24 protein-coding genes are annotated in these 23,941 nt (G+C 67.3%); 11 read left to right on the top strand and 13 right to left on the bottom strand.

The window, feature by feature from the left end; genetic code table 11:
• Positions 1-55: 55 nt before the first annotated feature.
• On the bottom strand, positions 56-2,140 hold the full coding sequence (locus AX750_RS21815) for a methyl-accepting chemotaxis protein (protein WP_066724906.1): 2,085 nt from the start codon (positions 2,138-2,140) through the stop codon (positions 56-58).
• 117 nt (positions 2,141-2,257) lie between these two features.
• Positions 2,258-2,380, bottom strand: coding sequence for a hypothetical protein (locus AX750_RS27085; protein ID WP_280939919.1), 123 nt, complete (start codon positions 2,378-2,380; stop codon positions 2,258-2,260).
• 152 nt (positions 2,381-2,532) lie between these two features.
• Here AX750_RS27085 and AX750_RS21810 point away from each other — a divergent pair, with 152 nt between their 5' ends.
• The 3 genes from AX750_RS21810 (at position 2,533) to AX750_RS21805 (ending at position 5,240) form a co-directional block, all read left to right on the top strand.
• Positions 2,533-4,407, top strand: coding sequence for an ABC-F family ATP-binding cassette domain-containing protein (locus AX750_RS21810; RefSeq protein WP_066724904.1), 1,875 nt, complete (start codon positions 2,533-2,535; stop codon positions 4,405-4,407).
• Between the two features lie 72 nt (positions 4,408-4,479).
• A complete protein-coding gene (locus AX750_RS26290) occupies positions 4,480-4,887 on the top strand; it encodes a hypothetical protein (protein ID WP_156446656.1) in 408 nt (135 codons plus the stop codon).
• 8 nt (positions 4,888-4,895) lie between these two features.
• Positions 4,896-5,240, top strand: coding sequence for a hypothetical protein (locus AX750_RS21805; protein WP_066724903.1), 345 nt, complete (start codon positions 4,896-4,898; stop codon positions 5,238-5,240).
• A 95-nt stretch (positions 5,241-5,335) separates the two neighbouring features.
• On the opposite strand, the gene AX750_RS21800 is transcribed toward AX750_RS21805, so the two are convergent.
• From AX750_RS21800 to AX750_RS21785, 4 genes are all read right to left on the bottom strand, one after another.
• Entirely contained in the window at positions 5,336-5,515 is a 180-nt protein-coding gene (locus AX750_RS21800; RefSeq protein WP_066724901.1) for a hypothetical protein, read from the bottom strand.
• Positions 5,516-5,589: 74 nt separating this feature from the next.
• Complete coding sequence (locus tag AX750_RS27000; protein WP_245282485.1) at positions 5,590-6,012, bottom strand: hypothetical protein; 423 nt, start codon at positions 6,010-6,012, stop codon at positions 5,590-5,592.
• On the bottom strand, positions 6,009-6,461 hold the full coding sequence (locus AX750_RS21790; protein ID WP_066724893.1) for a DNA polymerase III subunit chi: 453 nt from the start codon (positions 6,459-6,461) through the stop codon (positions 6,009-6,011). Before AX750_RS21790 ends, AX750_RS27000 begins: the two co-directional genes overlap by 4 nt.
• A 50-nt stretch (positions 6,462-6,511) precedes the next feature.
• Positions 6,512-8,005 (bottom strand): leucyl aminopeptidase, encoded by a 1,494-nt coding sequence (locus tag AX750_RS21785; protein ID WP_066725010.1) that lies wholly within the window; start codon positions 8,003-8,005, stop codon positions 6,512-6,514.
• A gap of 159 nt (positions 8,006-8,164) precedes the next feature.
• Here AX750_RS21785 and lptF point away from each other — a divergent pair, with 159 nt between their 5' ends.
• The 5 genes from lptF to rsmA are packed head-to-tail and all read left to right on the top strand — an operon-like array spanning position 8,165 to position 14,952.
• Positions 8,165-9,358 carry an LPS export ABC transporter permease LptF gene (gene lptF / locus AX750_RS21780; protein WP_245282484.1) on the top strand — a complete coding sequence of 398 codons (1,194 nt, stop codon included), beginning with the start codon at positions 8,165-8,167 and terminating at the stop codon, positions 9,356-9,358.
• Positions 9,358-10,446, top strand: a complete 1,089-nt coding sequence (gene lptG, locus AX750_RS21775; RefSeq protein ID WP_066724891.1) for an LPS export ABC transporter permease LptG — start codon at positions 9,358-9,360, stop codon at positions 10,444-10,446. Before lptF ends, lptG begins: the two co-directional genes overlap by 1 nt.
• 58 nt (positions 10,447-10,504) lie before the next feature.
• A complete protein-coding gene (locus tag AX750_RS21770) occupies positions 10,505-13,039 on the top strand; it encodes an LPS-assembly protein LptD (protein WP_197426706.1) in 2,535 nt (844 codons plus the stop codon).
• 45 nt (positions 13,040-13,084) lie between these two features.
• Positions 13,085-14,107: a 4-hydroxythreonine-4-phosphate dehydrogenase PdxA gene (pdxA, locus tag AX750_RS21765; protein WP_066724885.1), complete on the top strand. Its 1,023-nt coding sequence runs from the start codon at positions 13,085-13,087 to the stop codon at positions 14,105-14,107.
• A complete protein-coding gene (gene rsmA, locus AX750_RS21760) occupies positions 14,104-14,952 on the top strand; it encodes a 16S rRNA (adenine(1518)-N(6)/adenine(1519)-N(6))-dimethyltransferase RsmA (RefSeq protein WP_066724882.1) in 849 nt (282 codons plus the stop codon). The genes pdxA and rsmA overlap by 4 nt, the downstream gene beginning before the upstream one ends.
• Positions 14,953-14,961: 9 nt before the next feature.
• Here rsmA and gmk read toward each other — a convergent pair whose 3' ends face one another.
• From gmk to fabD, 7 genes are all read right to left on the bottom strand, one after another.
• Positions 14,962-15,606: a guanylate kinase gene (gmk, locus tag AX750_RS21755; RefSeq protein WP_066724880.1), complete on the bottom strand. Its 645-nt coding sequence runs from the start codon at positions 15,604-15,606 to the stop codon at positions 14,962-14,964.
• A 6-nt stretch (positions 15,607-15,612) separates the two neighbouring features.
• Positions 15,613-16,494 carry a YicC/YloC family endoribonuclease gene (locus tag AX750_RS21750; protein ID WP_066724877.1) on the bottom strand — a complete coding sequence of 294 codons (882 nt, stop codon included), beginning with the start codon at positions 16,492-16,494 and terminating at the stop codon, positions 15,613-15,615.
• A gap of 122 nt (positions 16,495-16,616) precedes the next feature.
• Positions 16,617-17,993, bottom strand: coding sequence for an endolytic transglycosylase MltG (mltG, locus tag AX750_RS21745; RefSeq protein ID WP_245282483.1), 1,377 nt, complete (start codon positions 17,991-17,993; stop codon positions 16,617-16,619).
• A gap of 193 nt (positions 17,994-18,186) precedes the next feature.
• On the bottom strand, positions 18,187-19,458 hold the full coding sequence (gene fabF, locus AX750_RS21740; RefSeq protein WP_066724875.1) for a beta-ketoacyl-ACP synthase II: 1,272 nt from the start codon (positions 19,456-19,458) through the stop codon (positions 18,187-18,189).
• Positions 19,459-19,512: 54 nt separating this feature from the next.
• Positions 19,513-19,746, bottom strand: a complete 234-nt coding sequence (locus AX750_RS21735) for an acyl carrier protein (RefSeq protein ID WP_056713189.1) — start codon at positions 19,744-19,746, stop codon at positions 19,513-19,515.
• Positions 19,747-20,003: 257 nt separating this feature from the next.
• The gene (gene fabG, locus AX750_RS21730; protein ID WP_066724874.1) at positions 20,004-20,741 is read right to left on the bottom strand and encodes a 3-oxoacyl-[acyl-carrier-protein] reductase; all 738 of its coding nucleotides are present in this window, start codon (positions 20,739-20,741) and stop codon (positions 20,004-20,006) included.
• A 41-nt stretch (positions 20,742-20,782) separates the two neighbouring features.
• Entirely contained in the window at positions 20,783-21,718 is a 936-nt protein-coding gene (gene fabD / locus AX750_RS21725; protein ID WP_066724871.1) for an ACP S-malonyltransferase, read from the bottom strand.
• Between the two features lie 346 nt (positions 21,719-22,064).
• Here fabD and rpsF point away from each other — a divergent pair, with 346 nt between their 5' ends.
• The 3 genes from rpsF to AX750_RS21710 all read left to right on the top strand — a co-directional run bounded on the left by rpsF (position 22,065) and on the right by AX750_RS21710 (position 23,911).
• Positions 22,065-22,523, top strand: coding sequence for a 30S ribosomal protein S6 (gene rpsF / locus AX750_RS21720; RefSeq protein ID WP_066724869.1), 459 nt, complete (start codon positions 22,065-22,067; stop codon positions 22,521-22,523).
• A 3-nt stretch (positions 22,524-22,526) separates the two neighbouring features.
• Positions 22,527-22,772, top strand: a complete 246-nt coding sequence (rpsR, locus tag AX750_RS21715) for a 30S ribosomal protein S18 (protein WP_038367644.1) — start codon at positions 22,527-22,529, stop codon at positions 22,770-22,772.
• 179 nt (positions 22,773-22,951) lie between these two features.
• Positions 22,952-23,911: a DUF2232 domain-containing protein gene (locus tag AX750_RS21710; protein WP_066724867.1), complete on the top strand. Its 960-nt coding sequence runs from the start codon at positions 22,952-22,954 to the stop codon at positions 23,909-23,911.
• The last annotated feature ends 30 nt before the right edge of the window (positions 23,912-23,941 follow it).

Raw genomic sequence — 23,941 nt, 5'->3', positions numbered from 1 at the left:
TTCAAGGGTTAGTCGCTGCCTCGCGTGGCGACAAGCGCCGACCCGGCGGAACGCCTCAGGCCGCCCTGACCTGCACGATGAAACCGGCGACACGGGATTTGAGCTGATGGGCGAGATCGGTCAGCTCGACCGAGGCGCGCGACACCGCCGCGGCGGCCTCCGAGGTCTGCTGCGAGGCGGCCGAAACCAGGCTCGTCGCCTCGCCGATGCGGGAGAACTCGTTGGTCGCGAGGCCGACATCTTCGGCGATGGCATGGGTGACACCATGCTGGTGGCGCATGGTTTCGGCGGTACGCCGCACGACCTCGCTCAGGCCGCCGATCATGTCCCGAATGCCACCGATGGCCTCCACGGTCGCGGTGGTGGCCTCGTTCATCGTGCTGATCTGGCGCGAGATGTCGTCGATCGCGCGGGCGGTCTGGCCCGACAGCCCCTTCACCTCATTGGCGACGACGGCGAAGCCGCGCCCCGCCTCGCCCGCGCGGGCGGCCTCGATCGTCGCGTTGAGCGCGAGCAGGTTAGTCTGGTCCGCGATATCCGAGATGAGGCCGATGACGTCGGAGACGCGGGCGGCGCCAGCAGCCAGCCCCGCAACGACGCTGCCCATCGCATCGGCGTGATCCTTGGCCGTGCGGGCCGACCGGTCCGAGGACTGCACGTCTGCGTCGAGCCGGTCGATCGCCTGGCGCAGTTGCTGGGCGGCGCCCTCGATCGAGCGGATGCTGTCGACAGCGCGCGATGCCGCGCCATGGACGGTGATGGCGTTCTCCTGCGTCCGGTTCGCGCCGCCTGACAGTTCCTGGGCGGTGACGCTCAGCTGCTCGGCCGCCGCCGAGACGGCCGCGGTGACGCCGAGCACGGACCGCTCCAGATCGCTGGCGAGATCGGCGAGCAGGGTCGAACGCTGGGCCGAGGCCTCGTGCTCCCGCTCCTCCCGTTCGCGCAGCCGCTCGCGTTCGTCGCGGAGCAGGTTCTCGCGGATCTTCGCCACCGAAGCCGCGATGGCGCCGATCTCGTCGCGCCGGCGGGACCCCGGAATGGCGAGATCGGTCCGCCCCGCGGCAATGCCCGCCAGGGCCTCGGCGAGGCCGGCGATAGGCCGGGTGACCGAGAGCCCCATCAGCAGGGCAAGGATGAGCAGTGGCCCGATCACGGTCAACGCACTGACGAGGATCGCCCGATCCAACTTCCTCATCACGGCAAAGGCCTTGCTATGCGGCTTGGCGAGCCAGAGCAGCCAGGTGTTGTCTCCGATACGAACCTCACGGCCGACCGCCACCAGCGGCTCGCCGTCTCGACTGGTCAGATGCAGCAGGCCGGTGCCGGTCAGACGGCTGCGATCGAGGCTTTCGCGTGGACCGCGACCCGAGAGCCGCGTCGCCTGGTCCGAGCGCAGGAAGCCGTCCGAGCCCACCACATAAGTCTGGATGTCGAGGTAGCTTCCAGCCACGGTCGCCAAAGCGGCATCGACGAAACTGGCGCCGATGGCGACAACGACGGTACCCACGGGCTGACCCGAAGCCGGGTTGTGGAAGCGCTGTGCCACGAAAGCGCGCGGCGCCCCGCCGGCGATATCGTAAGGGGCGAAATCCACCGAGACCGGACGGTCGCGCGCCTCCGCCGCCTCCGACACGGCCCGCCCGAGACCGGTGCCGGCCAGATCATTCTCCGTGACCTGGCGGCCGAACTCTGCCCCTTTGGTCACGCTGTAGACGACACGTCCATTGGGGGCGACGAGGAAGATGTCGGCATAGTCGAACTGTCGCAGCGCCGCGAGATAGATGTCGTGGAACTCGAGGTGGCGCTTGAGGTAGCCATGGCTTTGGCCGCGCCCGGCGCGGAGCATCCGTTCGTCGGCATTGAGGGCCCCGCCCTGCTGGAAATAATTCAGGATCAGCGCGCGATGCTCGGAGAGTTCCATCCAGCCGCGGATCTCGTCCAGACTGGACACCTGATGGGCGCTGTGCGCCTGTACTGCCAGCTCCGCCAGCAGCCGATCCCAGCGCCGTTCGAGCGCCTTGGCCCGCCCATCGGCCAGGACGCCAAGTCTCTCGTTGACCGCTTCCTGAGCCCAGAGAGAGACGGCCCTATAGCCGGACAGGCCCACCGCGAGCACGGCCAGGCACGCCAGCAGCAGCATGGCCGCAGGAAGTCTGACTCGGAGACTCGCCAAGGTATTCGCCCCCCCAATTCCGCAACGGAATGGATGGCGGCGATTAACGACCGATTCAGGTTAAGGATGACTGAAAGGCCCCGCTCACGAATGCGGAACGATAACGAGCAGCGCCATCGCGCTGCCTACCGCGGCCGAGATCAGCACCAGCATCGTGGCAGCAACGGAGCGGCGGCGGCGGCCGGAAGCACTCAGGTCGAAATGCATGAAACCTCCTCCGCGAATCGACAGACTTCGCTTTACCTTTCGTGACTCCATCACCCTGCGGGCTCGTGGCGGGAAGATGGCGGAACCGTGGCTGCCGCAGCCCCAACGTTTTCGTGATTGCCTTCGCCTGACCTTCGCGCCACAAGCCGGGCATGCTCACGATCAACGACATCACCTATCGTCTCGGCGAGCGACTGCTGCTCGACCACGCCAGCGCCTCGCTGCCGGACCGATCGCGTGTCGGGCTCGTCGGTCGCAACGGCACCGGCAAGACCACCCTCTTCCGGATGATCACGGGCGATCTCTCGCCCGAGGGCGGCAGCATCAGCCTGCCCAAGGGCCGCCGCATCGGCGGGGTCGCGCAGGAGGCGCCGGGCGGGCCGGAGTCGCTGATCGAGGTGGTGCTCGCCGCCGATACGGAGCGAGCCGCCCTGCTAGCCGAATCCGAGACCGCCACCGATCCGCACCGCATCGCCGAGATCGGCACGCGCCTGGCTGATATCGACGCGCATTCGGCCCCGGCGCGGGCCGCGACCGTGCTCTATGGCCTCGGCTTCGACGAAGCGGCGCAGCAGCGCCCCTGCTCCGACTTCTCCGGCGGGTGGCGGATGCGGGTGGCGCTCGCCGCCGTGCTGTTCTCGCAGCCCGACCTGCTGCTGCTCGACGAGCCGACCAACTATCTCGACCTCGAGGGCACGCTCTGGCTCTACGACTATCTCGAGCGCTATCCGCACACCGTGCTGGTCGTCAGCCATGACCGCGAGCTGCTCGACACCTGCGTCGACCACATCCTGCATCTCGACCAGGGCAAGCTGACGATCTATCGCGGTGGCTATACCTCCTTCGCCAAGCAGCGCGCCGAAAAGCAGATGCAGCTCGCCAAGGCGAAGGAGAAGCAGGACGCCGAGCGCAAGCATCTCCAGGCCTTCGTCGACCGCTTCAAGGCGAAGGCGACCAAGGCGCGCCAGGCGCAATCCCGCGTCAAGCGGCTGGAGAAGATGGAGACGATCGCGACGATCGTCGACCGCGACGTCCAGCCCTTCAGCCTGCCCGGTCCCGAGCGGCCGCTGGCGCCGCCGATGATCGTGCTCGACGACGCCAGCGCCGGCTATGGCGAGCGCAAGGTGCTCTCGAAGCTGAACCTGACGCTGCTGCCGGACGACCGGATCGCCTTGCTCGGCTCGAACGGCAATGGCAAATCGACCTTCTGCAAGCTGATCGGCGGGCGGCTCGCACCGCTGTCGGGGACGATGCGCAAGTCGGCCAAGCTGGAGACGGCCTATTTCGCCCAGCACCAGCTCGACGAACTGCGCATGGAGGACACGCCGGTCGGGCATCTGCGCGAGCTGATGCCGGACGCGCCGGAGGCGAAGGTCCGCTCCAAGGCGGCGCAGATCGGCTTTCCCGCCTCCAAGGCCGACACGCCGGTGAAGAACCTCTCGGGTGGCGAGAAGGCGCGGCTGATGCTGGGGCTGGCGGCCTTCGCGGGGCCGCATCTGCTGATCCTCGACGAGCCCACCAACCATCTCGACATCGACAGCCGCACGGCGCTGGTCAACGCCATCAACGACTATCCCGGCGCGGTGATCCTGGTCAGCCACGACCGATTCCTGATCGAATCCTGCGCCGACCGGCTCTGGATCGTCGGCGACGGGACGGTGAAGAATTTCGACGGCGACATGGAGGATTACCGTGCGCTGGTGCTCGGTGCCGGCAAGGCGGCTCGGCGCGAAAAGGCGGCCGAGGCGTCGGGCGCCAAGCCCAAGACCGAGGAACGCAAGGGGGCGGCGACGAAGCGCATGGCGCAGGGGCCGCTGCGCCAGAAGCTCAACCTGACAGAGGCCAAGATCGCCAAGCTCACCGGGCTGATCGAGAAGGTCGACGGCGTGCTCGGCAATGGCGCGGCCTTCGCCCGCGATCCGGAAAAGGCGCTGACGCTGTCACGCCAGCGCGCCGACCTCGCCGCGGCGTTGGAGGCCGCGGAGGAAGAGTGGCTGGAGCTGAGCGCGGAGTTGGAGAGCGCGTAGCCAGTCGCCGATTTATCCCCGCGTGGTGCAAGCTGATGTATTCCGAGGTCGGGTTCCTTTCGGAGTCAGACCATGCAGAAAATAAGAGCGGCCTCGAATCGTCGGCTGATCGGTTGTGGGCGCGATCTCGGACTGGCCTCACGACTTGCGGGCGACCGCATGATGGCGGCATTCGATCGTCTCTGCGGACTCATCGCCAAAGACGGCTTCAACCCGGACCAGCCGCGCGTTCCAGCAGGAGGTCCCGATGCGGGACAATGGACGTCGGGAGAACCTTCTGTTGGCCCTGGATCAGACGGCAACCCGCTGCAATCGCTCATTGCCGCGACAAACCGTGGCTTGCGTGCCGTTTGTGAAGCTCAGCTCGATCGAGACATCTTCCAATGCCGGATGGTGGGGCTCCGATCGTGCTATGAGCAGGCCTATCAGCGCTACGCGTCTTGTCTGGCTCGCCAGCCGATTCCGCCGTTCAACTATTGAGTGGCCATATGAAAATCCTCGAGAGGATCCTTCATTATTCGTCGGCCCGGGGCAATATCGAGATCCCGATCTCTATCGATCTCCCCGTACAAGGTGACCGCGATTGGTCCTGCCTCTATCGGATCGATTGGCCGGACGGGCCCTATACGGGGGCCGGTTACGGAGTCGACGCCACGCAGGCACTGTTGCTGGCGATGCAGGCGATCGGCACCGACATCTACACGAGCGACTACCACCGATCAGGCCGATTGCGGTGGCTGGACCCCGGCGATGGCTATGGCTTTCCCGTGCCAGCGACCATCAGCCACCTTCTGGTCGGAGGCGACGCAGCGAATGCCGGTTTGCGGAGGTGATAGGCCTCGCGACGTTGCGGCTGCAACCGACGGCTTTGACCGATGCGCTTCGCGTTCGGCGCTCGTCCTGAAGCTCGAGTGCGCGCCAGGCGCTCCTATCGCAACTTCGCGATCCCGATTCCGTCGAGCTTGGCGCGGTCCTTGATCGATTCCTCGCTGCGGGTCAGCGCTTTCGAGATCGCCTTCAGCGCCATGCCCTTTTTGGCGAGCGTCTTCAGCTTGTCGAGTTCCTCGCCCGTCCAGGGCTGGCGATGACGTTCGAAACGCTCGGCCATGACCGGCTCCTGGCTGTTCGAGGGACGACGAATCGGCGGGCAGGCTCAGGAGACGTTCCGGCCTTCGCCCCGTCTCACCCCTGCCCCGGCCTGACGATCCGGCTGAGGCGGTTGTCGGTGAAGAGGTAGATCTCGCGGCCGCCGGGCTCGGAATAGAGCACCTGGACCTCACGCTGGCCCTTGCCGCTGTCGCCGATCAGCACGTCGGTCGGCTTGGTGCCCTTGATCTTCACCAGCTCGCATTCGGTGATGCCCTCGGCGATCGCGGGCGGCAGCGGGCGGGTCGAGGGGTCGAGCGAGACGCCGGCGCTACACTCGCCCTCGGGCGTCAGCATCGCCTCCTGCGTCGAGGCGCGGGCCGTGATGCTGCTGGTCGTGGTGGTGGTTACCGGGCCGGAGCGGCCCTCGCGGGTCTCCGAGGTGAAGGCGAAGCCGCCCATGTCGACGGAGCAGCCGCCGAGCGTGGCGGCACAGAGCAGCAATACGGACAGTCTCACGCTTTCTTCTCCCAGCGGCCGGTCTCGTCCTGCTGCCAGTAGCTGGCGGCATGGCCCGAAGCCTTGGCCTTTCTCCAATCCTCGCGCGCCGCGGTCAGCGCGTCGTGATCGTCACCATCGAATACCAGAACGATACGCTCATAATCGCCCATTGCGTCGGGAATGCGGACCCCTTCGGCGCAGATGCGGACCTGAGCCGCGTTGGGATTGTGGTCGAGCGTTGTCAGCACGACCGGATTGGCGGCGGCATCGGCTTCCATCGCCGTGACATGTGGCAGGAAGCTGTCATCGGCATAGGTCCAGAGATGATCGTCGACGACGCCCAGCCGCTCCTGGCTGGAGAGCTGGACGACGACCTTCTGCCCCCGCGCCAGAGCGCGCTCCAGCACCGTCGGCAGCACCTGTTCGAGCGGCCGCGACTGGAGATGGAAGAACAGGATCTCGGCCATCAGGAGCCTTTGCGCGACAATGGGTTGAGCGGCGAGGCTGCCAAATCGAATCAGCCCTCGTAATGCTCCGCCACCAGCCTGTCGAGCAGGCGCACGCCCCAGCCCGGCCCCCAGGAGCGGTTGATCTCGCTGTCCTTGGCGCCCATGCCGGTGCCGGCGATGTCGAGATGCGCCCAGGGCGTGTCATTGACATGGCGCTGCAGGAACTGGGCGGCCGTGATCGAGCCGCCATGGCGTCCGGCCGAGTTCTTCATGTCGGCGAACTTCGAATCGATCATCTTGTCGTAGGCCTTGCCGAGCGGCATGCGCCAGACCGTCTCGCCGGTCGCCTTGCCCGCGGCCGAAAGCCGCTCCGCCAGTTCGTCGCTGTTGGTGAAGAGGCCGGCATGCTCCTGCGCCAGCGCCACCATAATCGCGCCTGTCAGCGTCGCGAGATTGATCATGAAGCGCGGCTTGAAGCGCTCCTGCGTGTACCAGAGCACGTCCGCCAGCACGAGGCGGCCTTCGGCATCGGTATTGATGATCTCGATGGTCTGGCCCGATAGCGAGGTGACGATGTCGCCAGGCCGCTGCGCGTTGCCGTCCGGCATGTTCTCGACGAGGCCGATCACGCCGATCGCGTTGACCTTGGCCTTGCGCGCGGCGAGCGCATGCATCAGACCGACGACGCAGGCCGCGCCGGCCATATCGCCCTTCATGTCCTCCATGCCGGCGCCGGGCTTCAGCGAAATGCCGCCGGTGTCGAAGGTCACGCCTTTGCCGACGAAGGCGACCGGCTGGACGCTCTCCTTGGCGCCGTTCCACCGCATGATCGCCACGCGGCTCTCGCGCCGCGAGCCCTGGCCGACGCCGAGCAGCGCACGCATGCCGATCTTCTTGAGCTGCTTCTCATCGAGAATCTCGATCTCGACGCCGAGCTTGGCGAGTTTCGACGCCCGGTCGGCGAACTCTTCGGGATAAAGGACGTTGGGCGGCTCGTTGACGAGGTCGCGCGCGATCTCGACGCCGCCTGCCAGCGCCTCGGCCACCTTCATCGCCTTTTTTGCGGCGGCGGGGTCTGGCAGCCGAAGAGTCACCGCCAGCGGCTCGGCGTCCTCGGGCTTGCGCGTCTTCGTCTTGTAGCGATCGAAGGCATAGGCGCGCAGGCGCAGGCCGAGCGCGATGTCGGCGGCCTGCCGGGACGAGATTTCGCCCTCCGGCAAGGCGAGCACCACATCGGCGCTGCGACCGCGGCCGAGCCGGCCGGCGATGGCGCCTCCGAGCTTCACGAAGTCGAGCGTATCGCGATCGGCCTCGGGCCCGACCCCGACGGCGATCAGCCGTTCGAAGCCCGCGCCTTCGGGCGCGAGAAGGTTCAGAGCGCCATAGGCCTTGCCCTCGAAGCGCTCGGCCTTGGCGGCGCGCGCCAGCAGGGCCTTCGTCTCGGCATCGATCCATTCGTCAGCCTCAGCCGGCACAGCGAGCGTGTCCGACAGCAGGATGACGAGATCCTGACCCGTGATCTCGCCGAGGGCTTTGCTCTCGAGCTTCAGGCGTTGCGACATGAGGAGACTCACGATCTTGCGATGGGGCGTGGAACGGGCGAAACGCGGCTGCCGCAAACGATTCCTGTTTGCGCCTTGATTGCGCCTATACCATAGGGTTGTTCGGCGCGAACACCGACGCGGATTTTCGTCCCGCGCCGCCCCACCGGAACGACAAGCGTGCTGCTGCAGCGTCTCGACCGCTACATCCTGAAGATGGCGACGATCGCGGCCATCGTGCTGCTGATCGGCCTGACCAGCGTGATCTGGGTCACGCAGGCGCTGCGGGAGGTCGATCTCATCACCGGCAAGGGTCAGACCGTTCTGATCTTCTTCACGGTCACACTGCTATCGCTCCCGGCGCTGATCGCCGGTATCGCGCCCGTCGCCCTGTTCATGGCGACGCTCTACACGCTGAACCGGCTGAACAGCGATTCTGAACTCATCGTGATGAACGCGGCCGGCGTCGCGCCGCAGCGCCTGACGCGGCCGTTCATTGTGCTGACCATCGCGACCTCGCTGCTGGTCGGGTGGATGACACTGTCGGTCATGCCCGCCGGCTTTCGCATGCTTCGCGACCTGATCACGCTGATCCGCGCCGATTTCGTCGCCAATGTCGTCAAGGAGGGCCAGTTCGTCGCGCTCGATTCTGGCGTGACGTTCCACTACCGCGAACGCTCAGGCGACGCGCTGGTCGGCATCTTCATGCAGGACCGGCGCGACCCGAACCAGCCCTCGATCTACATCGCCGAGCGCGGGCGCACCGTCGAGGTCGATGGCAACAGCTTCCTGATGCTGGAGAAGGGCACGATCCAGCGCGAGACGAAACGGACGGATACGAGTTCGATCATCTCCTTCGAGCGCTATGCGCTCAATCTCTCGGCACTGTCCGGCGATCCGACCGGAGGGGCCGGCGAAGGCGACGGCGACAAGGCGATCTACAAGCCGCGCGAGCGTACGACCTGGCAGCTGCTGAACCAGGATCCGAACGAGCCCTATTACAAGCTGCAAGCGGGCCGCTTCCGGGCCGAATTGCATAACCGGCTGTCGGCGCCGCTCTATCCGCTGGCCTTCATGCTGATCGCATTCGCCTGTATCGGAGAAGCGAGAACCACGCGCCAGGGCCGCGCCTTCGCGATCCAGTCGGCCATCCTGATCGTCGCGGCGACGCGCATCGGGGCCTATATGGCCTGGACCGCCAGTGTGCGCTCGCCGCTGGCCGCTGCCATGCTCTACATTCTGCCGATCGGGGCGATCGCGCTCGCATCTGCGGTCATTCTGCACGGCCAGACGGTCCGGCCGCTGCTGGCGCGGGCGACGGCCCCGCTGATGCTGCCCCTAGCAGGGCTGACGGCCCGTTTCAGGCGCGCCTGATGCTGCTCGTCACCACTTTCGGCCGCTATCTCACGAAGCAGTTCACGCGCTCCATCCTGGGGGTGTTCGGGACCTTCTTCTTCCTGATCGGCACACTCGATTTCGTAGAACTGATGCGTCGCGCCGGCGATTCTCCGGCCGCGACCACGCCGCTGATCGTGCAGCTCGCCCTGTTCCGCGTGCCGAGCGTCGCCGAACAGATCTTCCCCTTCGCCGTGCTCTTCGGTGGCATGTTCGCGCTGCTGACGCTGAGCCGGAAGCTCGAACTCGTCGTCGCCCGCTCGGTCGGCGTCTCGGCCTGGCAGTTTCTGCAGCCGGCGGCCGTGGTCGCAGGAGCAATCGGGCTGGTTTCGATCCTGATCTACAACCCCGTCGCGGCCGAGCTGAAGCGCAAGGCGACGGCGCTCGAGACTCGGCTCTTCGTGCGCGGGGCCGCGACCAGCAATTCGCCCGAGATCTGGCTGCGGCAACGCAGCATCGACGGCCAGGCGATCATCCGGGCCGCCGGCTCCCTTCCCGAGGGCAACGGCCTCGCCAATGTGGCGATCTTCAGCTTCTCGCCGGGCGGCGGTTTCAGCGAGCGGGTCGATGCACGTCAGGCCGTGCTCCATCCGGGCTACTGGGAGCTCACCGACGCCCGTGTCGTCTCGGCCATGGAAGAGCCACAGAGCTACAAGACCTATCTGCTCGCCACCACGCTGGAGCCCGAGCAGATGCGGCAGAGTTTCACACCGCCCGAGGCCGTCGGCTTCTGGGCGATGCCCAGCGTGATCGAGCGCACGCAGCGGGCTGGCCTCGACACGACGCGGTACGAACTGCGCTACCAGTCGCTGCTGGCGCGGCCGCTGCTGCTGGTGGCGATGGTGCTCGTGGCAGCATCCGTTTCCTTAAGATTTTTCCGCTTTGGTGGTGTGACCAAACTGGTGATAGCTGGCGTCGCGGCCGGCTTCGTGCTGTATGTTGCGACGCAGCTGTCGGAGGAGCTGGGCTCGTCCGGTATCGTCAATCCTGTGGTCGCAGCCTGGCTGCCCGCAGCGATCGGTGCGATGCTGGGCGCTCTCGCCCTCCTGCATCAGGAAGACGGGTGAATCGTACTGTGCCTATGGTTAATTTAGGATTGAGCGTATGGTTCCCGGCGTGAAACGCATGGCTCGATTTGCCGCGGCGACCGCCCTGGTTTCGAGCCTTGCCTCAGTCTTCGCCCTGGCGGGGACGGCTTTCGCCCAGGCTCCGGCGGCCGCCAAGCCGCAGGACCGCATGGTCGTCGACGCGCGCGAACTCGTCTACGACAACGACAAGAAGACCGTCTCGGCGGTCGGCGACGTGCAGATCCTGTATCAGGGCCGCACGATCGAAGCCGACAAGGTGACCTACGACCAGGCGTCGAAGCGCGTCATCGCCGTTGGCAATGCCCGGATCACCGAGGCCAACGGGACCGTCATCACCGGCGAGCGTTTCAACCTCACCGACGATTTCCGCGACGGCTTCATCGACTCGCTGCGGGTGGTGAACCCCGACCGGACGCGCTTTACGGCGCCGCGCGCCGAGCGCACCGACGGCGAGACCTTCATCTTCGAGAAGGGCATCTACACCGCCTGCGAGCCCTGTAAGGACAACCCCGAGCGGCCACCGCTCTGGCAGGTCCGTTCGGCCCGGATCATCCATAAGAAGGCCGAGCAGACGATTTACTACGAGGATGCCCGGCTCGAATTCGCCGGCGTGCCGCTCGCCTACATCCCGTATATGTCGGGCCCCGACTCGACGGTGAAGCGGAAGTCCGGCTTCCTGTCGCCGAAGTTCCTCAACACCGGGCCGCTCGGCTACGGCGTCGGCTTGCCCTATTTCCTCAACTTGGCGCCGAACTACGACCTGACCGTCACACCGACCTATCTGAGCCGGCAGGGCCTGCTCGGCCAGGTTGAGTGGCGCCATCGCCTGATGAACGGGTCCTACACGATCCGGGCCTCCGGCATCTTCCAGCAGGAGAAGGAGGCGTTCCTCGCCGCGCCGCTGGGCGCCGGTGACGACGAGTTCCGCGGCTCGATCCAGACCAACGGCAAGTTCTTCATCAACCCGCGCTGGACCTTCGGCTGGAACGCGGCGATGTCGACCGATCGCTGGTTCTACAAGAACTACCGCATCCTCAACGAGGCCGTCAGCTCGACGACCTATCTGCAGGAATCGATCTCGACCGCCTACCTCAACGGCCAGACCGCCACGGGCTGGTTTGACATGCGCGGCTATTATTTCCAGCCGCTGACCTCGACCGACTGGCAAAAGCAGCAGCCCGTCGTGCTGCCGGTGATCGACTACAACAAGCGCATCCACAAGCCGAGCTTCCTCGGCGGCGAGATCACGCTCAACGCTAATGTCACGCATCTGACGCGCGAGGCGGCGGCGTTCTCGCAGCTGCCGCGGCAGACGAACTATCTGATCAGCGGCACGACGACGACCGGCGTCGGCTATTCGCTCTATGACGGCTGCGCCGTCTATCAGAAGAACACCTGTCTCGTCCGCGGGCTGGCGGGCAATGTCGCCCGCGCCACCGCGGAACTGTCCTGGCGCCGCAACGTCATCGATTCCATCGGCCAGGTCTGGACCCCCTATGCCTCAGTCAGGGCCGATATCTTCTCGGTCAATCCGAACACGACGAGCTATGCGAACGCCAATGTGCGCACCATCGTCGACACGTCCGACGAGGTGTTCGGGCGCGCCATGCCGGCAATCGGCCTGATGTATCGCTACCCCTTCGTCGCCAAGACGTCCTGGGGCACGCACATTATCGAGCCCGTGGCACAGATCGTGGCGCGGCCGAACGAGACCAGCAGCCTGCGCGTCGCCAACGAGGATGCCCAGAGCCTCGTGTTCGATGCCAACAATCTGTTCGAGTGGAGTGGCAAGTTCTCCGGCTACGACCGCGTCGAGGGCGGCACGCGCGCCAATGTCGGTGCCCTCTACACCGGGCGCTTCGGCAAGGACGCCTTCGCCAATCTGCTGCTCGGCCAGTCGTATCACCTCGCGGGGCGCAACTCTTTCGCGACCGGCGACCTTGTCAATACGGGGCTGAATTCGGGACTGGAGACCAATACCTCCGATATCGTCGCGCGGGCTCAGGTCTCGCCGATGACCGGTCTTTTCTTCACCGGCGCGGCGCGGCTGAATGCCACCACCTATGAGGCGCAGCGCATCGATGCGGCGGCGACTTACGCCACCAGCGTCGTGACCACCTCGGTGGGCTATGGCCGCTACGAGCCTCAGCCTGATCTCGGTATCTTCCGCCGTCGCGAGGGCCTCTCGCTCAACGGCTCGGTGCTCGTGACCCCGAACTGGCGCTTGCGCGCCGGCGTCCTGTTCGACCTCGACAAGTACAAATACGACCGCGAGGTTCGGATCTCCCAGTTCACGACCTGGGCGGCATCGCCCTCGACAGTCACACAGCCGCGCTATATCGATTCGCGGCTGCTTCAGACGGCCTCGACCTCGTTCGGCATCAACTACACCGACGAGTGCACCGTCTTCGACGTCAGCTACTCGCAGAGCTATGCCGACCGCCAGAGCGGCGCGACCAAGGATACGCGCACCGTGATGTTCCGCCTCGAGCTGCGCACGCTGGGCGAACTCAGCTATTCGCAGAATCTCGACGGCTCCACGGTCGGCGACGGCGTGACCTCCAGCCGCTGAGCGACTCGGGTCCCAGCGCCGCGCAGCAGGCGGGAGACACGCCCCATGCCCCTCGCGCCTGCCGCGCCCCTCGCCCTCACCCAAGGTGATCCGGCTGGCATCGGGCCGGAGCTCGCGCTGCTCGCCTGGCTCCGCCGGAGCGAGCTGGCGCTGCCCGCTTTCGTCTGCCTCGCCGACATCGACCACCTCGCCAAGCTCGCCCGGCGCCTCGGCCTCGACGTGCCGCTGGCCGCCTGCGCCTGGGAGGAGGTCTCCTCCGTATTCGTCGAGGCATTTCCGGTGGTCCCGCTCGCGCCCGGACCGGCCGTCGAACCGGGACGGCCCGACCCGGCCAGTGCTCCCGGTACGATCGCGGCGATCACCGGCGCGGTGGCGGCCGTGCGGGAAAAACGGGCGAGCGCCGTCGTCACCAACCCGATCGCCAAATCCGTGCTCTACGCGGCCGGCTTCGCCCATCCGGGTCACACCGAGTTCCTAGCGCATCTGGCCAGCGATGGCGGCGAGACGCCGCTCCCGGTGATGATGCTGTGGTGCGAGGAGCTGGCCGTCGTGCCGGTCACCATCCATGTGCCGCTGCGGCGGGTGCCGGAGCTGCTGACGACGGAGCTGATCGTCCGCACCGGACGCATCGTCGCTGCGGGCCTGCGGCGCAGCTTCGGCGTCGAGCGACCGCGCCTGGCCCTCAGCGGGCTCAACCCCCATGCCGGGGAATCGGGCGCGCTCGGGAACGAGGACGATACGGTGGTCCGGCCCGCGATCGAGGCCCTACGCGCCGAGGGCATCGACGCCAGCGGCCCCTACCCGGCCGACACGATGTTCCATGCCCGAGCGCGGGCCGGCTATGACTGCGCCTTGGCGATGTATCACGATCAGGCGCTGATCCCGATCAAGACCATCGCCTTCGACGAGGGCGTCAACGTCACCCTCGGCCTGCCCTTCATCCGAACCTCGCCCGACCACGGCACGGCCTTCGACATCGCCGGCAAAGGCATTGCCCGACCCGACAGCCTGATCGCGGCGCTGCGGCTGGCGGCGCGCATGGCCGCGCAGGAGCAGGTCGTCGGATGAGCCAGATCGACACCCTGCCGCCGCTGCGCGAGGTCGTCGAGCGCCATGGCCTGATGGCGCAGAAGTCGCTCGGCCAGAACTTCCTCTACGACCTCAATCTGACCTCGCGGATCGCCCGCTCCGCCGGACCGCTGGAGGGTGAGACCGTCGTCGAGATCGGCCCCGGCCCAGGCGGGCTGACGCGGGCCCTGCTGGCGGCGGGTGCGGGCCGCGTCATCGCGATCGAACGCGACCGACGCTGCCTGCCCGCGCTGGAGCAGATCGGCGCGCATTATCCAGGCCGGCTCGAAGTGGTGGATGGCGATGCGCTCGCCGTCGATCTGTCGGAGCGGCTCGGCGGCGGCCCGGCACGGATCGTCGCCAACCTGCCCTACAACATCGGCACGCCGCTGCTCGTCGGCTGGCTCAGCTCCGAGGCCTGGCCGCCCTGGTGGACCTCGCTGACGCTGATGTTCCAGCGCGAGGTCGCCGAACGGATCGTCGCCACACCGGAGCAGCGCGCCGACTATGGCCGCCTGGCCGTGCTCTGCAATTGGCGCTGCGAGACGAAGATTCTGTTCGATGTGCCGCGGAGCGCCTTCGTGCCACCGCCCAAGATCACCTCAGCCATCGTGCAGCTGGTGCCGCGGGCCAGTCCAGAGCCCTGCGACCGCCGGCTGCTTGAGCGGATCACGCTCGCGGCCTTTGGCCAACGTCGCAAGATGCTGCGCCAGAGCCTGAAAGCGGTGCTGCCCGACCCTGGGGACTGGATCGAGGAGGCCGGGCTCGTGCCGACGGCCCGGGCCGAAGAGGTGCCGGTCAGCGGCTTCGTGCGTCTGGCGCAAACCCTGGCACCACGACTCTGACGTCGAGGCTCAGGGCAGCTGTTCCGACAGAAGGCCGTTGACGAACTCCGAGAGGCCGGTGGCGCGCTCGCGCTTCAGGCGCTCGGCGGTGAGGATCGCCTTCACCGATTCATAGGCTGCCTGCAGATCGTCATTGATGATCACGTAGTCGTATTTGTTCCAGCGGGCGATCTCGTCGCGGGCGTTGCCGAGGCGCTTGGCGATGACATCGGGCGCATCCTCGGCCCGGCGCACCAGCCGCGAGCGCAGCTCGGCCATGGAAGGCGGCAGGATGAAGATCGTCACGACGTCCGCCCGCGCCTTCGCGACGATCTGCTGCGTGCCCTGCCAGTCGATATCGAAGAGCACGTCCCGGCCGGCCGCCAGCGAGGCCTCGACCTCCTTGCGGGGGGTCCCGTAGCCATTGCCGTGCACCTCGGCCCATTCGAGCAGGTCGTTGTGCTGCTTCATCTGGTCGAAGGTCGGCCGGTCGATGAAGCGGTAATGCACGCCGTCGATCTCGGAGGGGCGCTTGGCGCGGGTCGTCACCGAGACCGAGAGATCGAGGTTGTTCTCGGTCTTGAGATTGCGCGTGAGGGTCGACTTGCCCGCACCCGAAGGAGAGGACAGGATCAGCATCAGCCCGCGACGGGCCGGGCGCGCCACTTCGGCCATCACCACTCACTCCACATTCTGAACCTGCTCGCGCATCTGGTCGACGACCGTGCGGAGTTCGAGGCCGATGCGCGAGAGACCGGCATCGCCCGCCTTGGCGCAGAGCGTCGAGGCCTCGCGGCCGAACTCCTGCGACAGGAAATCGAGCTTGCGGCCGATCGGCCCGCCCTGGTCGAGCAGCAGGCGCAGCGCCGCGACATGGGCGTGGAGCCGGTCGATCTCCTCGCGGATGTCGGCCTTCACGGCGAGCAGAGCCGCCTCCTGATGAAGGCGCTGCGGATCGAGCGCCTGGCTCGCCTCCAGCAGCAGCGCGACCTGAGTCTTGATGCGCTCGCGGATGGCGTCGACGCCGCGCGCGGGATGGCTCTCGGCGTCCTTGGTCAGACGCTCGATGGCGTCGAGATGGCCGCGCAGCACGGCCTCGAGCGCCCGCCCCTCGGCGGCTCGAGCGTCCTTGAGACCGGCCGCGACCTCTTCGAGCCCGGCGAGAACCGGCTTTTCGAGGGCCGTGAGCGTATCCCCGCCCTCCTCGGCGAATTCGACGACGCCACGGATGCCGAGCAGCCCGTCATAGGAAGGCGGTGTCACCGTCGCGGAGACTGGCAGCCGCTCGACCGATTGGAGCAGCGCCGCCAGCGCCGCCTCGTTGATGCGCGGACGTGGGGGGCCGGCATCGCTGGTGACCTGCAGGTTGACGTGGAGGGTGCCGCGCGCGAAGGCGCCGGTCAGGCGCTTGCGCGCCGCCTCGGCCAGCACTTCCAGCCCTGGCGGGACACGGACACGGATATCGAGGCCGCGTCCATTGACGCTGCGGATTTCCCAGGCCCAGGCATGGATGCCCACCGTCCCCGCCGCCCGGGCGAAGCCCGTCATGCTCTCGATCGCCAACTTCGTCCGCCTCCGCCCTTTTTGACGCGGCGGGACCGTAGTGGCGGCCCGGGCAAGGGGCAAGCGCGCCGTCGCGCGGCTGTCAGGAAACTGGGGACGGACCGGACGGGCGGCCTGCGCCGTCAGGGGCGCAGCGCGGGGATCTGCTTCGGCGAGTTCAGATCGAAGGTCTTGTTCAGCAGCGGATCGCGCGGCGTGCCCTCGGACGCGTCGAAGGCGCGCACCCGGCCACCGGCCAGCGCGGTGCCCTGCTGCGGCTGCCCCGCCGCCGCACGACGGTTGCCCGGCACGGGCCAGGTCTCGATCGCCTCCCCCTCGCTCGGCTGCGTGGCCGGCGCCTCGGAGCGCGTATCGGGCGATGGCGGCGGTTCGACCTTGTCGACGGAGGCTTCCGCCGGCGGCTTGCCGGGATCGCGGCGCGCCGCCTCGATCTGGCGCCAGCGCCCGACATTGCGGTTGTGCTGCTCGAGCGTCTCGGCGAAGGCATGACCGCCGCTGCCATCGGCGACGAAGTAGAGTTCCTTGGTGCGGGAGTGGTTGACCACGGCCTCCATGGCGGCGCGACCGGGATTGGCGATCGGCCCCGGCGGCAATCCGTCGATGACATAGGTGTTATAGGGCGTCGGCTGGGTGATCTCGCTGCGCAGGATCGAGCGGCCGAGCGTCCCCTTCCCGCCCACGAGGCCGTAGACGATGGTCGGGTCCGATTGCAGCTTCATGCGCCGGTTCAGCCGGTTGATGAAGACGCCTGCGACACGCGGGCGCTCGTCTGCGCGCCCGGTTTCCTTCTCGACGATCGAGGCGAGGACGACGAGTTCCTGCGGCGTCTTGATCGGCAGATCGGCGGGCTTGCGCTCCCAGATCCGCTGGAGAACGGCACGCTGATCGCGGGCCATGCGGTCGATGATCGCCTGCCGCCCGAAGCCTCGCGGGATCCGGTAGGTGTCGGGCAGGATGGAGCCTTCGCGCGGCACCTGGATGATGTCGCCGCTGAGCAGGTCGTTCTCGCGCAGGCGGGCGACGATCTGCTCGCTGGTCAGCCCCTCGGGGATGGTGATCGAATGCTCGACCACCTTGCCCTCGGCGATGATGTCGAGGATGTCCGCTTGGCTGGCGCGCGCCTTGAACAGGTATTCGCCGGCCTTGAGCTTGGTCCAGTTGCCGCTGATCAGCGCCGAGACGCGGAACACCCAGGGGTGCTCGATCATGCCCTCGCGCTGCAGGAGATCCGCGATCTCGGCCAGACCGCTATCCTTGGGGATGATGAGCACGCGGTCGCTGGCGAAGGGACCGGGCGAACGGCTCTGGCTCGACACGACGGCGATGCCCGCCCCGACCAGTCCGCCCAGCACGAGCAGCGCCGTAAACAGGCCGCTCATCATCGCCACGAACGGACTGCTGCGCCGCCGACGACGCGCCTTGGGCGGCGGCGCCGGCGGCGCAACCGGCTTCAGCGCCTCGCTGGGGCTCTTCGGGGCGACGCGGGGCGAATCGTTCACGGTCTCAGAACTCGCACTTGGGACTTCGTCACGGCAACGCCCGGCCCATCTTCCAGGAGACGGACCCGAGACGACGGCTATTCGGCCGGTCGCGATTGAACCGGATTCACGGCGCCTGCGAAAGCGAATTCGCGCTTCCATCGGAAGCGTGCACTCTAGCGCAGATTATGGCGAAAGCGCGCTTCGGCAGCGATCAGGCGTCGCCGGTGTAGCGCCGCATCACCAGCGAAGCATTGGTGCCGCCGAACCCGAACGAGTTCGACAGCACATGGTCGATCGCCCGCGGCTTCGCGACATGGGGCACGAGATCGAGATCGGTCTCGACGGAGGGATTGTCGAGATTGATCGTCGGCGGGACGATCTGGTCCCGGATGGCGAGGATCGAGAAGATCGCCTCCACCGAGCCGGCGGCACCGAGCAGATGGCCCGTCGACGATTTGGTCGAGGACATCGCCGGCTTCTTCGGCGCGTTGGCGAGGAGGCGCTCGGCGGCGCGCAGTTCGATCTCGTCGCCCAGCGGCGTCGAGGTGCCGTGGGCGTTGATGTAGTCGAGGTCGGACGCCGCGATCCCGGCGCGCTCGAGCGCGGCACTCATGCAACGATAGGCGCCGTCGCCGTCCTCGGCCGGAGAGGTGATGTGATAGGCGTCGCCCGACATGCCGTAGCCGATGACCTCGGCATAGATCCGCGCACCGCGCTCCAGCGCATGCTCGAGCTCTTCGAGCACGACAATGCCCGCGCCCTCGCCCATGACGAAGCCGTCGCGGTCGCGGTCATAGGGCCGCGACGCTTTTTCCGGCGTCTCGTTGAAGCCGGTGGACAGCGCGCGGCAGGCGCAGAAGCCGGCGATGCCGAGCCGGTTGATCGCCGATTCGGTGCCGCCCGCGACCATGACCTTGGCATCGCCGAGCGCAATCATTCGCGAGGCGTCGCCGATCGAATGGGCGCCGGTCGAGCAGGCCGTCACGACGGCGTGGTTGGGGCCTTTCAGCCCGTGCTCGATCGAGACGTAGCCGGCGGCAAGATTGCTCAGGCGGCCGGGAATGAAGAAGGGGGACAGCCGGCGGGGACCGCGCTCCTTGAGCAGGATCGACGCCTCGTAGATGCCGCCGAGACCGCCGATGCCGGAACCGATCGCGACGCCGGTGGCGATCTGGTCTTCGTAGCTTTCGGGCTGCCAATTTGCATCGGCCAGCGCCTGCTTGGCAGCGGCCATGGCGAAGACGATGAAATCGTCGACCTTGCGCTGCTCCTTCGGCTCCATCCACTCATCGGGATTGAAGGTGCCGTCGGTGCCGTCGCCGCGAATGATGTTGCAGGCAATCCGCGCCGGCAGATCGCTGCAGTCGAAGCTGGTGATGGGGCCGGCGCCGCTGGCGCCGGCGAGAAGGCGAGACCAAGTCGCCTCGACGCCGCAGCCGAGCGGCGTCACCATGCCCAGACCGGTCACGACCACGCGTCGCATCGGAAGACTACGTGAAACCATGGCTCTTTCTGCAGCGACCGACCTTGAAGTCGATCAGGCCGACTTCGACAGGAACTTCACGGCATCGCCGACGGTGACGATCGTCTCGGCCGCATCGTCCGGAATCTCGACGCCGAACTCTTCCTCGAAGGCCATGACGAGTTCGACCGTGTCGAGGCTGTCCGCCCCGAGGTCCTCGATGAAGTTCGCGCCATCCACGACCTTCTCAGGCTCGACGCCGAGATGCTCGACCACGATCTTCTTCACGCGCTCGGCGACATCGCTCATGGGATTTATCCTTAAAGATTGAACATGCAGCACCGAACCGCGCCGCAGAGAGGGACCGTCACTCCTGACCCCCGACGCACCGGAACTCGGTGCGGCCGGGCCGGAACTCGAAGCCTGCACAAACGCAACAACCGGGTTCCCGTCAAGTCCCCCGGATCGTGCGCAGCGGCCCGACGGCGCTAGTTAACACAGCCGATCTTGGCTGGCGAGAGCGCGAAACCACGGATCGAACTCTTCCAGAAAACCCGACAAGTCTTTCAGATCATTGTCATTCCGCCGTTGACATGAAGCGTCTGCCCCGTCACGTAGCCGGCTTCCGCACTGGCGAGATAGGCCACTGCCGCCGCCACATCGGCGCCCGTCCCCAGGCGACCCATCGGCACGTCGGAGAGGATGCCCTCGCGCTGCTTGTCGTTCAGAGCCTGGGTCATCGGTGACTCGATGAAGCCCGGCGCAACGACGTTGACGGTGATGTTGCGGCTGGCGACCTCGGCGGCGAGCGCCTTGGACATGCCGATCAGCCCGGCCTTCGAGGCGGCGTAGTTGCCCTGCCCCGGATTGCCGGTGGTGCCGACGACCGAGCCGATCGAGATGATGCGGCCATAACGGCGGCGCATCATCGACTTCACCGCCGCGCGCGAGAGGCGGAAGGCCGCCGTCAGGTTGATGGCGATGACGCTGTCCCAGTCCTCGTCCTTGAGGCGCAGGAAGAGGTTGTCCTTGGTGACGCCGGCATTGTTGACGAGGATGTCGAGCCCACCGAGCTTCTCCTCGGCTGCCGGCACGAGGGCCTCGACCGAGTCCTTGTCAGCCAGGTTGCAAGGCGCGACGACCGCTCGCTCGCCCAGTTCTGCGGCGAGCGCTTCCAGCGCCTCGGCGCGCGTGCCCGACAGCGCGACGCTGGCGCCCTGCGCATGAAGAACGCGCGCGATGGCCCCGCCCAGCCCCCCGGTGGCGCCGGTCACCAGCGCCTTCTTGCCCGTCAGATCCAGCATCGTCTCTCCCTTTCGGCGTTCTGCCGTTCTCTGTTGCCCATTCAGGGCTTGTAAGCGGACACGTCCTCGGCGGTTCCCACCGAGAGCGGCGTCGCAGTCGGCGCGATGCGCTTCACCAGACCGGCCAGCACCTTGCCGCTGCCGAGTTCGACGAAACGGTCGACGCCCGCGGCCGCCATCGCCTCGACGCATTCGCGCCAGCGCACCGTGCCGGTGACCTGCGCCACCAGCGAATCGCGGATCGCCGCCACATCCGACAGCGGCGCGGCACCGACATTGGCCATGACGGGAACGACCGGCGCCTGCATCGCGACATCGGCCAGCGCCGCGCGCATCGCCTCCGCGGCGGGCTGCATTAGGGAGCAATGGAAGGGCGCCGAAACCGGCAGCAGCATGGCGCGACGGACACCGCGCTCGCCGGCTAGCGCGATCGCCCGGTCGATCGCGGCCTTCGCGCCGGAGAGCACGACCTGCCCGCCGCCGTTGTCGTTGGCGGCCTCGCAGACTTCGCCCTCAGCCGCATCGGCAGCGATGGCGCGCGCCAGGTCGAGATCCGCTCCCAGCAGGGCGGCCATTGCCCCCTGCCCGGCCGGCACGGCCTTCTGCATCGCATCGCCGCGGATGCGCAGCAGGCGCGCGGCATCACCGATGCCGAAGGTGCCGGCGGCGGCCAGCGCCGAGTACTCACCCAGGGAATGCCCCGCGACGAAGGCGGCGTCACGTTTCAGATCGTGGCCAGCCTCGGCCTCGAGGACCCGCACCACCGCCAGGCTCACGGCCATCAGCGCCGGCTGCGCATTCGCCGTCAGCGTGAGTTCCTCCGCGGGTCCCTCCCACATCAGGGCCGACAGCTTCTGTGACAGGGCGGCATCGACCTCGTCGAACACGGCACGGGCGACGGGGAAGGCATCGGCCAAGGTCTTGCCCATGCCGACGGCCTGGGAGCCCTGGCCGGGGAAGATGAACGCGGTCGTCATGCGGAAGGCCTCGGATTTTCAAACGATTTGAGCCAGTTCACGGCGCTGTCACACTGCCTTGGAGTGCAAGTCAAGGCCGAAGCCGCCCGATCGGCCGGGTCGTCCGCGGCCAAAAGCCGATTTCGGTTGCATCGACGGGCTGCAACCTGTAACGACCGCCTCCTGCTTGTTCGGCCGGAGGCTGAACGGATGGCAGCGCTTTGGCCGGCTACCGGCTGTTGCGCTGCAGGCTCCCCCGGGCGCCGTCATCCCGTGTCTCCGCCTTCGATGAAATCCTGTCGGGCCTTATCCAGGGCTCGGAGGGCTCCGCGCCGGGCGAAGCAGGGTGAAAAAAGGAAGGCCAATCATGGCATTGTACGAGCATGTCCTGCTCGCGCGGCAAGACGTCAGCGCGCAGCAGGTCGAGGCCCTTGTCGAGACGTTCAAGGGCATCATCGAGGCGAATGGCGGCTCGGTCCCCAAGGTCGAGTACTGGGGCGTGAAGTCCCTCGGCTACCGCATCAAGAAGAACCGCAAGGCGCATTACTCGCTGCTGAACATCGACGCTGCCGCCGCGGCGGTCGCGGAGATGGAGCGCCAGATGCGCATTAACGAGGACGTCCTGCGCTTCCTCACCGTGCGCGTCGAGGAGCTTGAGGAAGGCCAGTCGGCCATGCTCCAGAAGCGCGACCGCGACGATCGTGGTGATCGCGGCGACCGCTTCGACCGTCCCGGCGGCGGCGACCGCTTCGACCGCGGCCCGCGTCGTGACCGTCCGCGTCGCGACGACGAAGCTGCTCCCGAAACGACCGGCGCGGAGGCCTGAGCCATGTCGACTGCATCCGCCGGCGCCCGTCGCCCCTTCTTCCGTCGCCGCAAGTCCTGCCCCTTCTCGGGCGAGGGCGCTCCGAAGATCGACTACAAGGATGTGCGCCTGCTCTCGCGCTACATCTCCGAGCGCGGCAAGATCGTGCCGTCGCGCATCACGGCGGTCTCCGCCAAGAAGCAGCGCGAGCTCGCCCAGGCGATCAAGCGCGCCCGCTTCCTGGGCCTGCTGCCCTACGTGATCCGCTGAGATCGCTTTCGCCTCCCGCTTTGGGGGCTCCAAGATCGACCGGCGGCGAGCGATCGCCGCCGGTTTCGACCACCCGACCAGTCGCCCTGTGGTGAAACCCCACCGGGTTCGTTGAGGCGAAAAGCCTCTCACCCTGCCCGGCCGATAGGCCCGGGAGCAGCGGGACAGCAGGACAGAGAATGATTCCGGCCGTCGGCATCGGCGCGGGCCTCGTAGCGGCCCTGCTCTTTTCAGTGGTGATCACCGGATCGCCGCTGGCCGTGCTGCTGTATTCGGCCGCCCCGCTTCCGATCTTCATCGCCGCGCTCGGTTGGAACCACCGCGCCGGGCTCTATGCCTCCGCCGCGGGCGCGCTCGCCGTGACGCTAGGCCTGAGCCTCCCGGCCGGCTTCGCCTTCGCCTGCATCATCGCACTGCCGGCCTGGTGGATCGCCTATCTGGCGCTGCTGGCGCGCTCCGACGAGAGCGGTGCCGTCGAATGGTACCCGCTCGGGCACCTGATGGTCTGGATCGCCGGCACGGCGACGCTCGCCAGCGTCGCCAGCGCCCTGGTGATGACAACCGATTACGAAACCTACCGCGCCGTCATCGCGCGGATCGTCGATAATCTCCTGGCGGAGATGGTGCGCAGCAAGATGCTGACCTTGCCGCAGGGGAAGACCGCCGCCGATCTCTCGGCCGATATCACGCCGCTGCTGGTGCGCGCCGTGCCGCTCGGCATCGCCGCCTCGATCGTCACCACCATCACCGCCAATCTCTGGCTGGCCGCCAAGACGGTGCAGTTCTCCGGCCGTCTGCCGCGGCCCTGGCCATTTATTCCCTCGACGACGCTGCCGCGCACGGCGCTGCCGCTTCTGGCGGTGGGTCTGGTCACCGCCATGCTCGACGGGTTCGTCGGCCTCGCCGGCGCCTCGCTGGTCGGCGCGCTGCTCGCCGCCTTCATGTTCTCCGGCCTCGCGATGCTGCACGACCTTTCGCGCGGCCAGACCTGGCGCACGCCGATGCTGATCAGCGTCTATGTCGCGCTGATCGTGATGCAGGCCGTGCTGACGCCGCTGCTGGCGCTCGCCGGCATGATCGACACCCTTCTCGGGCTGCGCAAGCGGGCCGCGATGCCTCCCCCGCCTCCCCAGGCCTGATCTTCAATTTCGAACCGCTCTCAAAGGAGA

It is taken from the genome of Methylobacterium sp. CCH7-A2, assembly GCF_001557075.1.
Classification (GTDB): domain Bacteria; phylum Pseudomonadota; class Alphaproteobacteria; order Rhizobiales; family Beijerinckiaceae; genus Allobosea; species Allobosea massiliensis.
Note: the sequence above shows the minus strand (reverse complement) of the source record. Positions and strands in the feature narration are given on the sequence as shown.